The organism is Streptomyces sp. NBC_00448 (assembly GCF_036014115.1).
Classification (GTDB): domain Bacteria; phylum Actinomycetota; class Actinomycetes; order Streptomycetales; family Streptomycetaceae; genus Actinacidiphila.
This window is the reverse complement of the sequence record NZ_CP107913.1, coordinates 86,708-103,352: the sequence shown is the minus strand read 5'-3', so window position 1 is coordinate 103,352 and position 16,645 is coordinate 86,708. Positions and strand designations below refer to the sequence as shown.

The following is a 16,645-nucleotide window of genomic DNA, read 5'->3' as shown; positions in this document are numbered from 1 at the left end:
TCTGCTGTTTCGAAAAAAGGTCGTCCGGCTCGGCCGAAGACGCCCGCTTTCCCGGTACTTACGGGGGATTCCGACCTCCCCCGGAGATTCTCGATGTGGCGGGCGCCACTTCCTCGCACGGCGATCCGGGCGTACTGTCATCGCCGTCCAGCCCCCATTCCGGAAGTAAGTTTCACCATGCCCGAAGTAAGTCCCCCCCACAGGAACGGGGCCCCAGGCACGCCGTCGCTGGCCGAGCGTGTGCTGGAACTCATCGCCTCCGGGCAGGGGACCTCCCGTGCTGAACTCGCGGAACGCCTGGGTGCTTCGCCGTCGACGATCTCGCTGACCGTCGGTCAGCTGGTCAGCCGCGGACTGGTCGCCGAGCAGGGCACCCGCGCGTCCACCGGCGGCCGGCCGCGCAAGATCCTGCGGATCGGAGCCACCGACGAGTTCGCGGTCGCCGCCGACCTCGGTGGTCTGCACGCCCGCATCGGCGTGGTGCTGCCCGGCGGCGAGCTGACGGACGTCTCGACGGTGCCTTTCACCATCGCCGACGGTCCCGAGGTCGCGTTGCCCGAACTGGCCGGGACCCTGGAGGCGCTGGCCGGGCGGCACGGGCGAGAACGGCTGCGCGGCGTCGGGTTCTCACTGCCCGGCCCGGTGGACGTCGAGTCGGGGGCCGTCACGCTGCCCTCACGGATGCCCGGCTGGAACAGGTTCCCGGTCGCGGACTGGCTGCAGGAGCGGTTCGGCGTGCCGGCCGCGGTGGAGAACGACGCCAACTGCATGGCGGTCGGCGAGCACGCCGTCCAGCCCGTGGAGCGGCGGCAGTCGATCATGGTGAAAATCGGCTCCGCGATCGGTACCGGCATCATCGCCGACGGGAAGCTCTACCGGGGCGCCACCGGCGCGGCGGGCGACATCACCCACGTCCGGATCGACGCGGCCGGGGACACCCCCTGCTCGTGCGGGAACACCGGCTGCCTGGAAACCGTCGCCTCCGGTGCGGCGCTGGTCCGCATCCTGCGCGGGCGCGGGGCGCAGGTGGAGTCCCTGGCGGACGTGGTGCGGCTGGCGTCCGACTCCGACCCGCAGGCCACCCGGGCAGTGCGCCAGGCCGGCAGCTACCTGGGCACCGTCCTCGCCGCGAACGTGAACTTCTTCAATCCCGACGCGGTGTACCTCGGCGGCATCCTGTCCACGCTGGAACCCTTCGTCGCCGCGGTCCGCAGCCGCCTGTACGAGGGCTGCCACCCCCTGGTCACCGAGCACCTGACCATCGCCCGGGCCAGCCTCGGCGCGGACGCCGGGCTGTTCGGCGCCGGCCTGTTCGCACTGCAACGCGCCATGGTGCAGGCGCTGCACGACGCGACCGAGACCCACGCGGGGGCCGCCGTCCTGCAGTCCCTGGGACGTCCGCGCGGCCCGGCCCCCGTCCACGACTGAACGATCACCGCGGGCGCCGTGCGGCCCCGTTCCTCGACATCCTTCCCCCCGACCACCGCTGGAGCAGCCCATGCCGCATCCCCGTACCGCCGTAGCCCGCCCGGTCATCGCCATCGCCGGGATCGGCATCGAGTCCTCGACGTTCTCCCCGGCCCGCACCCAGGCTCCGGCCTTCCATCCGTCGCGCGGGGAGGAGGTGCTGGAGCGCTATCCCTTCCTTGCCCGGCACCAACCGCTGCGAGAGGCGGCCGACTGGCACGGCGCGCTGGTCGGGAAGTCCCTGCCGGGCGGCACCGTCACCGCGGCCGCCTTCACCGAACTGTCCGACGAGCTCATCGCCCGGCTCGCGGACCTGCCGCCGCTGGACGGCCTCTGGTACGACATCCACGGTGCGATGACCGTCGAGGGTGTCGACGACGCGGAGGCGGTGCTGCTGGACCGCATCCGCGCGACGGTCGGGCCGGAGGTCATCGTGTCCACCTCGATGGACCTGCACGGCAACGTCTCCCGCGAACTGGCCCACCGCAGCGACCTGATCACGTGCTACCGGATGGCACCGCACGAGGATCACATGGAGACCAAGGAGCGCGCGGTCCGCAACCTGGTGGACCTGCTGGTGACGGGCGCGCCCAAGCCGTTCAAGGCGTGGGTGCCGGTGCCGGTGCTGCTGGCCGGCGAGCAGACCTCGACGCGGATCGAGCCGGCCAGGAGCGTCTACTCGGCGGTCGGCGAGGTGGAGGCGCTCGACGGCGTCACCGACGCGGCGATCTGGGTCGGCTACGCGTGGGCCGACGAGCCGCGCAACCGCGCGGTCGTTGTGGTCACCGGTCCGTCCCGGGACGCCGTCACCGCGGGCGCGGAGCAACTGGCCCGCGGGTTCTGGGACAGGCGGCGGGAGTTCGGGTTCGTCGCGCCGACCGGAACCCTGGACGAGTGCCTGGACGAGGCGCTGGCCTCGCCGGCGCGCCCGTACTTCGTCAGCGACACCGGCGACAACCCCACGGCGGGCGGGGCCGGAGACGTGACGTGGGGGCTGGCCCGGGTGCTGGCCCGCCCGGAGTTCCGTGACGCCGACGGGCCGACGGTCCTGTACGCTTCCGTGCCCGGCCCCGCGGCGGTGGCGCAGGCACGGCGGGCAGGAGTCGGCGCGACCGTGACGGTGACGGCAGGCGCCGAGGTCGACGACCGGCACGAGGGACCGCTGACGATGACGGGCGTCGTGCACGCGGTACGGGACGGCGACCGGGACGCCGAGACCGAGGTGGTGCTGCGGGTCGGCAGCGTGTTCGTGATCCTCACGGCACTGCGCAAGCCGTACCACCACGAGCACGACTTCACCGACCTGGCGCTCGACCCGCGCGGCGCGGACATCGTCATCGTCAAGATCGGCTACCTCGAACCCGAGCTGTTCGCGATGGCCGCGGACTGGAAGATGGCGCTCACCCCTGGCGGCGTCGACCAGGACCTGGTGCGGCTGGGCCATCACCGCATCCGCCGTCCGATGTTCCCCTTCGACCCGGACATGGCCGCGCCCGACCTCACCGCCCGCCTGATCGCGCCCTCCGACGAGCCGCTGACCGGGGACGACGAGTGAGGCCCGCACGCCGGTTGCTGCTGGAGATCGCCGTCGCCGGCGCTGCCGGTGCCCGGATCGCCTGCGAGGCGGGGGCGGACCGGGTGGAGCTGTGCTCGGCCCTGGAACTGGGCGGAGTGACCCCGTCGGGTGCGCTGGTCGAGGCGGCGTGCGCGGTCGGCCCGCCGGTGCACGTCCTGGTCCGCTGCCGCCCGGGGGACTTCGTGTACGACGCGGAGGAGGTGGCGCTCATGGCAGCCGAGGTGCGCGAGGCGGTGGCGGCGGGCGCCGCGGGGGTGGTGATCGGCGCGTTGACGGCGGGCGGCACGCTGGACGCCGAGGCGATGCGAAGGCTGATGGATGCGGCAGCTGAGGCCGGGAGCGCCATGGGGCGCCCGGTCGAGGTGACGGTGCACCGGGCGATCGACCAGGCGGCCGATCCGGTGGCCACCGCGGTGCGAGCGGCAGCGATGGGAGTGACCCGCATCCTGACATCGGGTGGTGCCGCGACCGCGCCGGCCGGTGCCGGGACGATCGCCGAGATCGCCGCGGCTGTTCCCGGCGTCGAGGTGATGGCCGGTGCGGGCATCCGGCCCGGCGACGTGGCGCGGCTGGCTGAAACCGGCGCCGCGGCGGTGCACTTGTCGGCGAAGCGGGCTGCGCCCGCTCGGCGTGGCGGGACGTGGGTGCCGATGGGTTCGGTGAGCGCCTCGGCCGACGTGGACACCCACTTCGTCACCGACCCGGACGTCGTGGCGGCGGCACGGGCGGCGGTCGACACGGTCAACCGCTGAGCCCCGCCGCCATGACGTCCGGGTCGTGCGCCTCCCCAGACACAGCGCGGCACTTCCCCCTCGCGATCGCCGTATCGTGCGCCGCGGACCGGCAGGCCCGGGGAGGATCGACGAATGCCTGGGGCGTTGCCCGGCGCCGGGTGCACGAGGTGCTGGTGCACACCTACGACGCCCAACTCGCCGCAGGCGCCGTGCAGCCGATGCCGGCGGATGTCGCGATCGACGGCGTGGCGGAGTTCCTCGACACCTGCAACTCCACCCCGGCGGCCTGGCCGCACGCGGCCGCCACCATCCACTACCACGCCACCGAGGGCCGCTCCTGGCTCCTCGCCCTGGACGGAACCGGCGCCTGGCCCGCACCCCTCACTGACGACGCCGCGCCCGCGTCCGCTTCGGCCACGGGCACGGCCGAGCAGCTGCTCCTCTTCGTCTGGGGCCGCCTCACGCTGAGCGACCTGAAGATCGAGGGCGACCAGCACGTGTTCGAGCAGCTGATCGGCTGGGAGCCCGAGGAGTAGCCAGTCAATACCGCGAGTCGTGCCGGGCCGTCCACGGCGAGTGCATTGGCCAGGGCCGAGGGGATCTCCCCGCAGGCGATGGGGTTGACACTCCTCGGCCTGGAGCAGCGCGGCCTGGTGGAGCGCCGCCCCGACCCTGACCGCTGGCGCCGGTCGCTGGTCGCCGGTCGGGGCGCGATCTCCAAGCCGCCCAACGGGGCACCCTCCAGGGGATGTTCAGCTCAAGAGCCAACCGGCTTCAGGCGGGCTCGCCCGGCCCCGACACGGAAGCGCGGCGGAGAGGCCGGGCACTCAGGACACCACCAGGAGGAACCAGTGCCGTACCCGGAACCGCTCACCCCCGAGGAGAAGCTCGCCGACGCGAAGAAGCTGTTGAGCATCCCGCGTATCGTCGTGATCTGCGGCTCCACTCGCTTCATGACCGAGATGAACGAGGCCGATCTGCGGGAGACCAAAGCCGGAAAGATCGTCGTCAAACCGGGCTGTGACTTGAAGTCACCGCACGAACTCTGGTCCGATCCTGTCGACGCCGAGGCGCTGAAGGTTCGACTCGACGCTCTGCACCGGGCGAAGATCCGGCTCGCTGACGAGGTGCTGGTTGTCGGCGACTACATCGGAGACAGCACCCGAGCCGAAATCGCCTACGCCCGCTCGCTGGGCAAGCCCGTGCGGTTCACGCGCCCCGAAGTCGACCCTGACGCCTGACCGCCCGCTGCCACCTCGACAACCAGGGCCGGCAGCCCGCCGCCTGACCGTCTCGCGGTGGCTTCGGCCGCCGCCCACCCCACACCCTCCGCAGGCGTCCCCTTGGACTTGATCACTAGGGCGTGTGTGGAGTTGTGATCTCGTGGGGTCCCGGCCTGGGAGGGCCGGGCTCCTTGGGGTAGAACGGTAGGGTGTCTCGACCTCAACTTTCGGATGCCGAGTGGGAGTTCGTCTCCCCGTTTCTGCCGGTCGGTGAGTACGGTCCGTATCCGGAGAACCTGCGGGCGCACTTCGAGGGCGTCGTGTGGCGGTTTCGGAACGGGGCGAAATGGCGGGAGTTGCCCGAGCGGTTCGGGCACTGGTCCACCGTGTACGGCCGGTTTCGGCAGTGGCGGGATGCCGGGGTGTTCACTGCGGTGTTCCAGGGTGCGATCGCCGAGGCGGCGAGGCGGGGCCTGGTGGACTTGTCGCTGGTCAGCGTGGACTCGACCACGGCGAGGGCCCATCATGATGCCGCCGGGATGATCATGGAGCCCGGGACTCTGGACGCATTGGAGAAGGCCGCCGCTGAAAAAGGGGAGCCAGCGGGGAACAAGACGGGCAGATAGGTCTGGAGCGGGAGGAACGACGGCGCGTGAGGCGTCGCCGCAGAGTCCGGCTCGCCGCCGCTGACCTGGGGCGTTCCCGCGGCGGACTGACCACGAAGACGCACCTGTCCTGCGTTCCGCAGTGCCTGCCCCTCTCGCTCAAGATCACCGCAGGTCAGGCGGGAGACAGTCCGCAGTTCATCCCCGTCCTGGACAAGATCCGCGTCCCCGGCCCGGTCGGCCGACCCCGCACCCGGCCCGGCGCAGTCGCCGGCGACAAGGCGTACTCCTCCCGCAAGAACCGTGCTCACCTGCGCAAACGCGGGATCAAAGCGGTCATCCCCGAGAAGAAGGACCAGGCCGCCCACCGCAAGAAGCGCGGCTCACGTGGCGGACGGCCCGTCACCTACGACAAGGAGCTGTACAAGCTCCGCAACAGCGTCGAACGCACCATCAACAAGATCAAGGACTGGCGCGGCCTCGCCGTCCGCTACGACAAAAAGCCTGGAAGCTACCAGGCCGGACTCGAATTATGCGCCGGCCTGCTCTGGATCCGACACCTCGGATCACAGTCTTGATCACAACTCCATACAGACCCTAGGGGAGGAGTCGCACCGCGTCGGGCAGATCTCGCCTGACGCAGGCCTCCAGGGCTGCGCGGGCGGCTCGGGGCCGGGGGGTAGGCGGGCTGTCGAGTTGCTCGGCGAGATCACTGTCCCAGGTGGCCACCCGGTGCACCGCCGCCTCAAGGGCCTGGGCGTCCTCTTCGAGCAGGGCGGCCGCCAGCGCGAGTACGTCGGCGCGGTCGGTGCCCTGGGCAGCCGGGATATCGGCCAGACGGGGGAGTACGAGGGCCGCGGTCCGCCGGGGGCAAAAGGCGGCGAGGGCGAACGCGTCGTGGATGAGGAATTCCAGGATCGGGGGCGGGGCTTCGTCATCCGGTACATCCGCTTCGCGACGGCTACCGCCTCACGGATCTCCATTCCCGGGTCGCCAAAGTCCAGACCTCGCCACTCCGGCGCGCTCGGCAGCCGCGGTCGCCCATCCGGCATCGGGTCGGGGAGCGCCATGCGGGCGGCGGCGTCCTCGTGTACGAGTCCGCTGCCGGAGAAGGGCGGTATCCCGCTCGGCGAGTAGGAGAGGTGGGTAAACAGGGCCCCGCCCCGGCTCCGGGCCAGTGCTGCGAGCTCGCGCCTCTCGTGCTTGAGGAGGGGCCTCAGCCGCAGCGGATCATCTCCGGGCACCGGGTAGACGGCAAGCGAGGAGACTTCCCACGGGCTCCTGGTGCTTCGCGTACGGACCGCCACGTACCGGCATCCCGCATCCGAGCATCAACCGGAACCGTGGAAACCGGCGCCCACCCGGCACCACAGCCGGGGCTCAGGGCACGCAATCCGCGCCGGGGGGCCGCTACCGCGGCGACCGCGGCATGTAGCACTGCCTCCTCGACCCGGTCGCGCTGCTCGTAGAGCGCACGCACGAGCCTGGCACGGTGCTGCACGCAGTGAAGGGTGCCGCGGGGCGGCGCCGACAGCCACCGCTCGGCCTCGGCCACGGCCACCGCGATCCGGTGCTGGGCGCTGCTCCCGACCGGCGGGCCCGCCCGCCGGGACGTCACCTCCTACGCGGTGTGTCCGGGCCCTGTGGCGACCTGTTGCCGGTGGACCGTTTCACCCGCACCCGCACCCGCCGCGCCTGACCCGCCGGCGGGGGCCGGTCCTCCGGCTTGACTTCGAGCCCGCTCCAAGTCCTAGCGTCGGAGCGTTCGTCAGCCCTCAAGGTACCGCCCGGTCCGCCGGGCAGGAGGAGTATCCGCGCATGATCACCCGAACCACGCTCGGCTCGCCCGGTCTCACCGTCAGCGCGATGGGCCTGGGGTGCATGGGGATGAGCGAGAGCTACGGCGCCGCCGACTGGGACGGCGGCCTGGCCACCATCGACCGGGCCCTGGAGCTGGGCATCACGTTCCTGGACACCGCCGACGCCTACGGCACCGGACACAACGAGGTGCTGGTGGGCCGGGCCATCCACGGCCGCCGGGACCAGGTGCAGCTCGCCACCAAGTTCGGCATCGACCGCAGCGCCGGCGACCGGGCACGCCGCATCCGCGGTGCCCGGGACTATGTGCTGCGCGCCTGCGACGCCTCGCTGCTGCGGCTGGGCGTCGAGGTGATCGACCTGTACTACGCCCACCGCCCGCCCCAGGACGTGGAGATCGAGGAGACCGTCGGGGCGATGGCCGAGCTGGTCGAGGCGGGCAAGGTCCGCCATCTGGGCCTGTCCGAGGTCGACGGCGAGCTGCTGCGCCGGGCGCACGCGGTGCACCCGATCACCGCGGTGCAGAGCGAGTACTCGCTGTGGACCCGCGACGTCGAGGCGGTCACCCCGGTGATGGCCGAGCTGGGGGTCGGGCTGGTGCCGTACTCGCCGCTGGGGCGGGGGTTCCTGACCGGCGCCCTGGACCGCTCCACGCTGGGCGAGAAGGACTTCCGGCGCACCAACCCCCGCTTTGCCGGCGAGGCGGGCGAGGCCAACGAGAAGATCGCGGCGACCGTGGGCGCGGTGGCCGACCGGCTGGGTGCCACCCCGGCCCAGGTGGCGTTGGCCTGGGTGCACGCCCAGGCCGAGCGGCTCGGGGTGGCGGTGGCGACCATTCCGGGCACCCGCAGCCCGGCCCGGCTGGAGCAGAACGCGGCCGCGCTGGAGCTCACCCTGGACGCCGAGGCGCTGGCCGCGCTGGACCCGCTGAGCTACCAGGTGATGGGCGAGCGCTACACCCCCGCGCACACCGCTGAAGTCGCTCGGGGTTAGCCGGTGGGCTCGACGCGCACGACGTCCAGCCCGACGGCGTCGTTGACGTCGCGCCCACCGGTGACCTCGCCGGTCACGACCCGCCGGGGTCGGGCCGGCGGGGTCGGGCCGGCGGTGCCCCGTCCTGCTCGACGGCCAGGATCGCGCCCGGTTGCCGGAGCCCGGGGCGATCTCGCCGTTGTAGCCAGCTGAACGCTGACGCGGGTTGAGACGGCAGGGGACTGTCGGTTGCTGATGACAAGATCAACGGCATGGTTTTTCATACGTACTACTCCGCCGCGGCCTGTGGATGTGAGCGCGGTCTTTCCTGAGCTGGCTTCTCTGGCGCGGCCTGCGTTGCGGCTGCATCCGCGCCCAGGGTCGCCTCCGGTCAGGGACAGCTCGGTCGGCGGGCCGTTGCTGTGGCCGGCTGAGGAGCCATGGCCTCGCTGCGAGGACGCGCATCTGCATGTGGACACGGGATTCCGCCAGTCGCCGACCGAAGTTCGGCTCCAGAGACGCCTGCAATACCGGTGGCGCCCCGATGGCCCCGCTGCCACGCTGACGCCCGAGGAGGAGGCACTCAAAGAGCGCAATGCCGCGTGGCTCGCTGAACGCTCCGACGCCGGACCTCCCGGGCCCGCCGAATGCCCGGTGCCGATGCTGCCGGTGGCTCAGCTCTTCCTGCGTGACATACCGCTGATGCAGCCGCCCGGGCAGGCTGATCTGCTCCAGATTCTCTGGTGCCCGTACGAGCACGAACCGGACAACAAACCCTCGACCGCACTGTTCTGGCGATCGGCCGCAGAGGTCGGCGACATACTTGCCACACCACCGGAACCGTACGAGGCGGACTATCCGGGGTACGTGCCAGAGTCATGCGTGCTGGCACCAGAAAAGATCACTGAGTACCCCAACAGCCTGGACCTGAGCCCTTAGCTGCAGCTCAGGTTGAGGGTGAAGGGCAACGATGGCCGTCACGATGTCGGTGATCCGGGTTGGTGCTGCAGCAGTCTCCGCAGGAGGTGCCAGCCCTTCAGGGTGGCCACGGGCCGCTCACCAAGGAGCCCATGCCGGCTGCTACAACCACGCCTGGCCAACGCCTTCCTCGCCGCCGCCAACCGGCTGGTGGTCGGCCTGTCGGGTCCGGAGCACGTGAAGGCGCCGCGGTTCGACAAGGCGGTGCCCGGCTCATGGCTGGTCGACCTGTCCGGTATCGAGCTGGATCCGCGGCTGCCGAGCCCGTTCACGCCGCACGGTGCGCGTCCGCAGGGCCCGGCCTGGTACGCCACCCCGACCGTCGCGTACGCGGTTGAGCTGATCGGCCAGTTCGACCTGCCGGTGGAGATCCGTCCGATCGAGGCGTATCTGCGGTGGGAGGCGGGTCCGTACCTGGACCCCTGGTACAAGCACCTGGCGGAGGCGTACAAGGCGACGATGGCCGACCTCGGCGTCACCGCCGACCTGACGCCGCAGCAGTTCCTGGACGCGATGGCCGGCCACAAGGCCGGCGACCCGGGCATGGCGATGGTGCTGTCGGCGATCAAGTCGAAGGTCAAGGGCGGTATCGGCATGCTGCGCGAGCGGCCGCAGGGCGCGAAGTACCGGCCCGGCGAGCGGTGGCCGGCCCTGGAGCGCCCGACGTGGCGCCCGGGCATCCGGGCCGCGGTGATCTCGGCGGCCCGGGTCAACATGCACCGCAAGCTGCTCAAGACCGCGCTCGCCACGCACACCGGGCCCGCGCCGACCGGTGCCGTCATGTTCGGCCAGGACGCGCTGCTGCCGATCGCCCTGCTGTCGGACTGCGCGGTCTACCCGGCCGCCGGGCCCTCCCCGCTGGACATCCTGCCGTACGACGCGGCGGGCAAGCCGGCGCCGGGCACGTTCCGGCTCGGGGTCTCGCCGGGCATGGTCAAGCACGAAGGCAGCAGGGAGCTGTTCTGGGCGGTGGAGCTGATGGAGCAGCAGCACAACCCGGCCCGGCACATCAAGGGCGACGGCGCCGAGGACGACGGGGAGTAGGGGAAGTAGACCGTGGGCGAGATCGACGATGCCATCAGGCGCGCGGCCGCGAACACCGCGACCCGGCCGATCCCGAAGACCGCCGGCGCGCAGATGCGGTTCCTGCTCAAGGCGGAGAAGAGCTCCACCCGCGCGGTCGCCGGTCGCCTCGGGGGTCACCCAGCGCACCGTGGAGCGCTATGTGAAGGGGACTTTGCGCCGGCCGCGGCGGGACTTGGCGGCCCGGCTGGAGCGGCTCTTCGACGCCCAGGCCGCCGTTGCCACCGAGCAGCAAATTCAGCGCATCGCGGCGGCTCGACTTCTGAGAGGGCCGGGGACGGGCGTGGCCGAGGAAGCGGCTGTGACCGAGCACTCCAGTTGGCCAGTGAGCACGCGAGTTGGCGACTTGAGCCCTGCGTTCCGCGTAATTCAGCGGCCTGGAGTCGCGGATCTGGGGTGTGACCTGCGCGGACATGGGGGAGGGTGCCTGAGAGGCGTTTCTCCAGGCGTTGGTGTTCGTGCTGTGTTCGTGCTGGGCAGCGGGTTGTGGGTTGGAGGGCGACGGTCTGCTTCGGTGCGGGGATGGTGAGCTTGGCAAGGAGGTGGGGGTGAGGTTTGGTAGGGGTGGTGGTCTGGCGGAACGGGCCGGTGGGGCCGGTGATGGTGCCGGTGGTGGACGGGCCGCAGGTCGATGATCTGCTTCATGTCCCGCCGGCTCCGCTCGACTTCGAGGAGTTGTTTGTGGCCGAGCGCGATCCAGCGGCAGGCGTGGGACCGCACCGCATCTGCCGGAACTTCGACGACCTGTGCGTCACCGATGGCGAGAGAACGCCGCGCAGCACGGGCCGTACGCCGGGAAATGCAAACAGCATCAACAACCGTGCCGCACCGGTACTTTTCTCAACTCGCCGAATCAAATGCTCGGTCGCACCGGCACGGGAGCTGCCGGGACGGTGCGCTCTACTTGCCCGAAGACTCTTGACTTCCTCGTTCGGCTCCGGCAGGTTGCACTCGGCAACGACACATCACCGCGCACAGGAGGATGACATGAACCTGGCAACGGAAGAACAGCCCGCACCTGCTACCGAACCCCTCGACCTCGTCCTGGGGGACCTGGAGACCGTGGTCCCCGAGCACGAGACCGCGGCGGCCAGCACCTGCGCCGTCCGCCTGTACTGCTTCTGACGCCGAGGTGGCGTCCGCACCGGATCGGCCGAACCCGATCGGGCAAATGACCGCTCCCGCGGACACCGCGCCGGCATCCGCCCGGTCTCCCTCTGCGAGCGCGTGGCTCGTTGACGCGGTCGCCCGGGGGGAGGCCGGGCGGGCCCTGCCCCCGGTGGTCCGGGACGGGCCCGAGGGCACGGCCGTCGTCGTTCGCTGGTTGAGCGGGGCGGCGGACGCCCGGCAGGTCGCAGACCTGCTCGCCCGTCCCCGCTTCCGCCCGCTGGCCGAGGCCCTCGCGGCGCTGGCGCGGTGGTGTGCCGAGCCCGCCGGGCAGTCCGATGCGGTGCTCGCGCCCGGCGTGCTCGCGGCGTCGAACACCGGGCTGTTCGGGCCGCTCGTCCTGGAGGGCATGACCGCCTGCGCTCTGCGGACGGCGGACGAGGCGCGGCGGCTGCTGGCCCTGCGGAACGCGCAGTGGCAGGCCGCCCTTACCCTCTTCCTGGCGCGGCTGCACCGTGACATGTCCTGCACCGGATGGCCCGCAGAGCCGCGCTTCCGGGGCGCTGTCACCTCGTTGTGGGCGCACGGCGACGAGACCCACAACGGCGGCCACCGAGTGCTGCGGGTGGGCTTCGCGGGTGGCGGCGCTGTCGCCTACAAACCGCGTCCGGCGTCCGGCGAGGCGCTCTTCCTCGCCGGAGGAGACGCCGACGCATCGCTCTTTGCGCTCCTGAACAGTCTCCCGGCCGCGTCGGGCGAGGTGTGGCTGCCCACCCTGCGCTGCTGGCGCGGCACCGGCGCGGACCGGGCCGCGTACTGCTGGCAGGAATGGGTCGACCCGCCCCCGGACCCCGGGGTGCTGCGCCGGTCGGGCCGCTGGAAGCTGACCGGGACCGTCCTCGACTGCGCCGCGGCGCCCGCTTTCTGGCACCGCGCCGGAGCCCTGGCAGCGGCCGCGGCGGCGTTCGGGATGTCGGACCTGATCGGGGAGAATGTCCTCGTCGGTGCCCTGCCGGCACATCCCGGCCCGGCGCTCTATCCCGTTGACCTGGAGGTCTTCCTCACCGGCCTGACCGGGCTGTACGACACGGGGCTGGTCCACGACCCGGAGGCCGGCGGCACCCACCACGTCGGCCTGGAGCGCACCGCCCGGTGGTGCGCACCCGACGGCCCCGTGCTGCACTGGCGCGAGCGGGTGGACGGCGGCCTCGCCCTGGAACGGCGCTCCCGCCCGCTGGCCCGCACCGCCACCCGCTCGGTGGTGGGGGACACGCGGGGCCGCACCGGCTACGGCCCGTACCTGCCCGCGATGCTGCGCGGGATGTTCGACGCCTGGACACTGATGTGCCGCTCCCGGGAGCGGCTGGCCGGGTTCCTCGCGGAGCGGCTGCCCGACCACTTCGTGCGGGTCGTCGCCCGCGACAGCGCGGAGTACGACCTCCACCGCGACGTGCCCGCCGGCTCGCCGGACTTCGCTGCGGCCGAGCGCGAGCAGATGGCCCGCGGCGACGTGCCCTACTTCTTCCGCTCCGCCGCGGGCGGCGAACTGCTCGTGGTCCGGCCGCCGGACGACGCGCACGGGACCTTCCGGCCCGCGGATGCGGGGCCGTGCGCGCAGCCCTGGTGGCCGCCCGCGCCGGACGTCTGCGCTGGGGTGGGGCTGACGCTCGCCGGGCTGGGCCCGGCGCTGCGTGACGCGGTGCGGTATGTCCACGGCGACGGCCCGCACGACGTCCACGACCGGGCCGCCGGCGTACGGCTGCGGCTGCGCGGCCCACGGCACGGCCAGGTGTGCTTCGACTGGCCGCAGACCGGCCGCCGGATCACCTTCACCTGGGACGCGGCACGGATACGGCTGCGCGTCGACGCGCTCGCAGACCCATGGCCGCCGGGCCCGCCCGAGCCCGCCGAGGAGGTACGGACCTGGCTGCTGGCGCTGGAGCGCGTGGACGCGCCGCTGCGCGAGCGGTGGGCTGCCACCCGCATGCAGGATGCGTCCCTGGGACGCCGTCTCGACCGTCTGACCCGGGCCGGCATGCGCCGCCTGCACGCGGCCGTCGCCGAACGGGGCTGGCCGGACACCGCCGCCGTCGGCCCGCGGGCGGCCGGCGCCGCCGCCCGGCTGCTCCAGCACGCCACCGGGGAGCTGGACTTCCGCAAGCAATGCCTGGAGCTGATGCGTGCCGCGGCCCGAAAGGGCGGTGCGCCGTGGGAGGAAGTGGCGCGCCTGACGGACGCGCTGCGCCTCGCGGAGGGCCTGCCGCAGGTGTACGGCACCAAGTTTGCCGACGTCGGCGGCGTGCTGGAGCCCTGCGCCATCGAGGATGCGGACGGCGTCGACGACCGCCGCGCGGCACTCGGTCTTGAGTCTCTGCACGCGTACACCGAACGGGTCCGGACGCGCTTCGGCATGGGCCCGCAACCGGAAAAAGGGGGGTCATGAACACGTCCACCGACTCCGCGCATCAGGCCGGTGAGTCCGGTGAGTCCGAGGATGGCAGGGAGGGCAGTGAGGCCAGGGCCGCCGGTCCTGCCGGTGACGCCGGTACGCCCCGCACCGCCGAGCCGCCCGGTCACGGCGCGCCCGCCGCTCCCGACTGGGCCGCCTTTGTCGAGCGCTACTGGGAGCGCGAGCCGGTGGTGCTTCCGGCGGGGGTGAGGGCGGAGGCGGCGGGGTGGTTCCGGCTCGCTGTCACGGCGAGCGCGCCCTTTCGTTCCGGGACGCGGCTGGGCGCCGTCCCGGACGTGCGGTTCGACACCACCGAGGGGCTCCTGCGCAGCCCCGGCCCACTGCTCCCGGACGCGCACGACGGCGTCGTGGCCCGCTACCGGGAGCGGGTCCGCGGCGAGTTGGCCGGGTGCGGCTGGCAGCTGACGGTGACGCACCCCCTCGTACTGGACTTCGGTCTGTGGTCCTTGACGCGCGACCTCGTCTCCGGCCTGTGGGACTGTGCGGGCCGGCCGCCGCTGCCGCTGACGGTGGAGCTGACCGTGGGCGACGGGTACCGGCGGCCGGCCCGCTCCGGCTCGCCGGCAGTCCTCACCTGGGTCCTCGACGGCGCGCTCGCGCTACGCCCGGCGGGCACCGGGCCCGGGCGGCGGGTCCTGCGGGCGGAGCCGGGCGAGCTGGTGTACCGGCCGGCGGGAGCGCCGTACACCGAGCACAGCACCGGGGGCTGCCTGGCGGTGAGCCTCGTCCTGCCGGACGTGGAAGCCGCCGCGGCCGCGAGCGTGGAAGGGGTGCTGACGGCCCTGGCCCAGCGGGAGCCGGAGTTCGGCGGGCGCACCCCGTACCTCCACTTCCCTGCGCCTGCCGGCGCCGACGGCCGCGTGCCGGACGCGGAGCTCGTACGCGAGGGCGCCACCGCGCTGCTGCGCGTCCTCGGCGGGCCCGGTCCGGAGCGGGCCCTGCGCCGCCGGTGGGCGGCGTGCCGTTCGGCGGCCGGCCTGGAGCCCGTACCGCCGCCGCGCCCGGCCGTGTACTTCGGCGACGGCTGGCAGGTGCGGCCGACTGCGGAGATCGAGGTCGTACCGGACGGCGAGGGCGGCGCGCTGTGGGCGGTGAACGGGCACGTCCTGCCGATCGCCGGTGCGGCCGGCGACCGTCTCCACGCGGAACTGACGGCACGTCGGGGCGGGACGCTGACGGTCGAGGGCCTGGGCAGCGCGGCCGGGCTGCCGGGCGACAGCGCGGCACTGCGCTCGCTGCTGGGGACACTCCACCGGATGCGGGCGGTCGACCTGACCGAGGGGGGAGGGGCACGATGACCGGGTCCACGCAGACGGGCTACGGCGTGGAGGAGGGCCTCGACTGGGAACGCTTCGCCGCCGAGTCCTGGGACCGGCGGCCGGTGCTGGTGCGGGGCGCCGGGGAGCCGTTCGCCGAGCACGAGGTGTTCGCCGCCGCGGTGGCGGTGAGTACCCGCCGTGGCCCGGACGCGATGCCCGCGTTCACGCAGTTCACCGTGGACCGTGACCAGCTCGCGGAGCCGGCCGGCCTCCTCCCCGAGGCTGCCGACGGCTCGTTCGAAGGGTACGAGCGGCGGATGCGCGAGGCCCTGCACGGCCGGCGCTACGCGCTCGTGGCCCAGCGCTTCCACGAGCTGCACCCACCCCAGTGGGCACGCGAGCGGGATTTTTACGCGGGGCTGTGGGAGCGGGTCGGCCAGCCGGTGCAGGGGGCCATCACGGCGCTCTTCCACGGCAGTTACGAGCACAGCCCGGCGGGCGTCCACCGCGACCGGTACGCGACGTTCATGTTCGTGCTGCGCGGGCGCAAGCGGATGCGCTTGTGGGCGGAGTGTCCGTGGTCGCGGTCCGTGACGACGATGCTCGATTACGGTGCCTATCTCGGTAGCTCGTTCGTGGTGGAGGTGGGGCCGGGTGACCTGCTGTATTGGCCCTCGCGCTTCTACCACGTGGGGGAGAACTGCGGCGATGGTGGCGCTGCGACGAGCGTCAATGTCGGCGTTCCGTGTGAGGGCCGGCTGGCTGCGGCCGAGCTCCCGCAGTTGTGGGGGGAGTCCTCCTGGCCGGTGCCCGGCCCGCGTCCGGCCGTGGAGCAGGACGGTCCTGCGGGCGGGCTGACGTCCGTGCCGGAGAGGCAGCTGGCCCGGGTGCGGGGGGCTGTGGCGCCGGAGCGGCTCGCCGTGCGCATCACCGAGCGATCGCTGAGTCACTGGACGGTCGGTGGCTTTCCGTCCGCGCCGCCGCCCGCCGCGCGGGCCCCCCTACCCGACGGCGCCGCCGCCCGCGCCACCACTCGGGTGCTGTGGGCGCAGGGCGGCGGCCGGTGTCTGGTGGCGGCCAACGGCCACGTCACGGCGACCGACCTCCCGCCGGCGCAGCTGTCCGCACTGGTGACGGCGCTCAACGCGGGCCGCCCGGTGCCCGTGGGCGACCTTCCGGAGCCCGCCCGCGCCCTGTTGTCGGTCCTGGTGTCCTTCCACGCGGTCGAGGTCGACGGCTCCTGCTCGGCGTGGTGCCGGCGGTAGTAGGTGGAGGGGCGACGGGCGGTTCCCGAAGGGCAGGCTCGACTCCCGGTTCGGGTGCCCGTGGAGGGCCCCCGTCGCCTGGGCCGGG

At 72.7% G+C, this 16,645-nt stretch carries 12 protein-coding genes and 5 pseudogenes; 16 read left to right on the top strand and 1 reads right to left on the bottom strand.

The window, feature by feature from the left end:
• Positions 1-177: 177 nt before the first annotated feature.
• From OG370_RS00425 to tpg, 12 genes and pseudogenes are all read left to right on the top strand, one after another.
• A complete protein-coding gene (locus tag OG370_RS00425; RefSeq protein ID WP_328459348.1) occupies positions 178-1,428 on the top strand; it encodes an ROK family transcriptional regulator in 1,251 nt (416 codons plus the stop codon).
• A gap of 70 nt (positions 1,429-1,498) precedes the next feature.
• On the top strand, positions 1,499-3,022 hold the full coding sequence (locus OG370_RS00420; RefSeq protein WP_328459346.1) for a M81 family metallopeptidase: 1,524 nt from the start codon (positions 1,499-1,501) through the stop codon (positions 3,020-3,022).
• On the top strand, positions 3,019-3,795 hold the full coding sequence (locus OG370_RS00415; RefSeq protein WP_328459344.1) for a copper homeostasis protein CutC: 777 nt from the start codon (positions 3,019-3,021) through the stop codon (positions 3,793-3,795). Before OG370_RS00420 ends, OG370_RS00415 begins: the two co-directional genes overlap by 4 nt.
• A gap of 149 nt (positions 3,796-3,944) precedes the next feature.
• On the top strand, positions 3,945-4,313 hold the full coding sequence (locus tag OG370_RS00410) for a hypothetical protein (RefSeq protein WP_328459342.1): 369 nt from the start codon (positions 3,945-3,947) through the stop codon (positions 4,311-4,313).
• 27 nt (positions 4,314-4,340) lie between these two features.
• A pseudogene (locus OG370_RS00405) lies at positions 4,341-4,442 on the top strand (MarR family transcriptional regulator); the annotation flags it as partial.
• 186 nt (positions 4,443-4,628) lie between these two features.
• A complete protein-coding gene (locus OG370_RS00400) occupies positions 4,629-5,018 on the top strand; it encodes a hypothetical protein (protein ID WP_328459340.1) in 390 nt (129 codons plus the stop codon).
• Between the two features lie 191 nt (positions 5,019-5,209).
• Positions 5,210-6,183: pseudogene (locus OG370_RS00395) on the top strand (IS5 family transposase).
• Positions 6,184-6,337: 154 nt separating this feature from the next.
• Positions 6,338-6,742: a hypothetical protein gene (locus OG370_RS00390; RefSeq protein WP_328459338.1), complete on the top strand. Its 405-nt coding sequence runs from the start codon at positions 6,338-6,340 to the stop codon at positions 6,740-6,742.
• Between the two features lie 681 nt (positions 6,743-7,423).
• Complete coding sequence (locus tag OG370_RS00385) at positions 7,424-8,416, top strand: aldo/keto reductase (RefSeq protein ID WP_328459336.1); 993 nt, start codon at positions 7,424-7,426, stop codon at positions 8,414-8,416.
• Positions 8,417-8,866: 450 nt separating this feature from the next.
• Positions 8,867-9,334 carry a hypothetical protein gene (locus OG370_RS00380; protein WP_328459334.1) on the top strand — a complete coding sequence of 156 codons (468 nt, stop codon included), beginning with the start codon at positions 8,867-8,869 and terminating at the stop codon, positions 9,332-9,334.
• A 162-nt stretch (positions 9,335-9,496) separates the two neighbouring features.
• A pseudogene (locus tag OG370_RS00375) lies at positions 9,497-10,417 on the top strand (telomere-associated protein Tap); the annotation flags it as partial.
• Positions 10,418-10,429: 12 nt separating this feature from the next.
• Positions 10,430-10,652, top strand: a pseudogene (tpg, locus tag OG370_RS00370) (telomere-protecting terminal protein Tpg); the annotation flags it as partial.
• Positions 10,653-10,935: 283 nt separating this feature from the next.
• Here tpg and OG370_RS41375 read toward each other — a convergent pair.
• A pseudogene (locus tag OG370_RS41375) lies at positions 10,936-11,152 on the bottom strand (IS1634 family transposase); the annotation flags it as partial.
• A 291-nt stretch (positions 11,153-11,443) separates the two neighbouring features.
• On the opposite strand from OG370_RS41375, the gene OG370_RS00365 reads away from it, so the two are divergent.
• Genes OG370_RS00365 through OG370_RS00350 form a run of 4 tightly spaced genes read left to right on the top strand, consistent with a single transcriptional unit; the run spans position 11,444 to position 16,557 of the window.
• Positions 11,444-11,581 (top strand): hypothetical protein, encoded by a 138-nt coding sequence (locus OG370_RS00365; protein WP_328459332.1) that lies wholly within the window; start codon positions 11,444-11,446, stop codon positions 11,579-11,581.
• A gap of 46 nt (positions 11,582-11,627) precedes the next feature.
• Positions 11,628-14,006: a DUF4135 domain-containing protein gene (locus OG370_RS00360; RefSeq protein ID WP_328459330.1), complete on the top strand. Its 2,379-nt coding sequence runs from the start codon at positions 11,628-11,630 to the stop codon at positions 14,004-14,006.
• Positions 14,003-15,331 (top strand): hypothetical protein, encoded by a 1,329-nt coding sequence (locus OG370_RS00355; RefSeq protein ID WP_328459328.1) that lies wholly within the window; start codon positions 14,003-14,005, stop codon positions 15,329-15,331. The genes OG370_RS00360 and OG370_RS00355 overlap by 4 nt, the downstream gene beginning before the upstream one ends.
• A complete protein-coding gene (locus OG370_RS00350) occupies positions 15,328-16,557 on the top strand; it encodes a JmjC domain-containing protein (RefSeq protein WP_328459326.1) in 1,230 nt (409 codons plus the stop codon). Before OG370_RS00355 ends, OG370_RS00350 begins: the two co-directional genes overlap by 4 nt.
• Positions 16,558-16,645 lie beyond the last annotated feature (88 nt).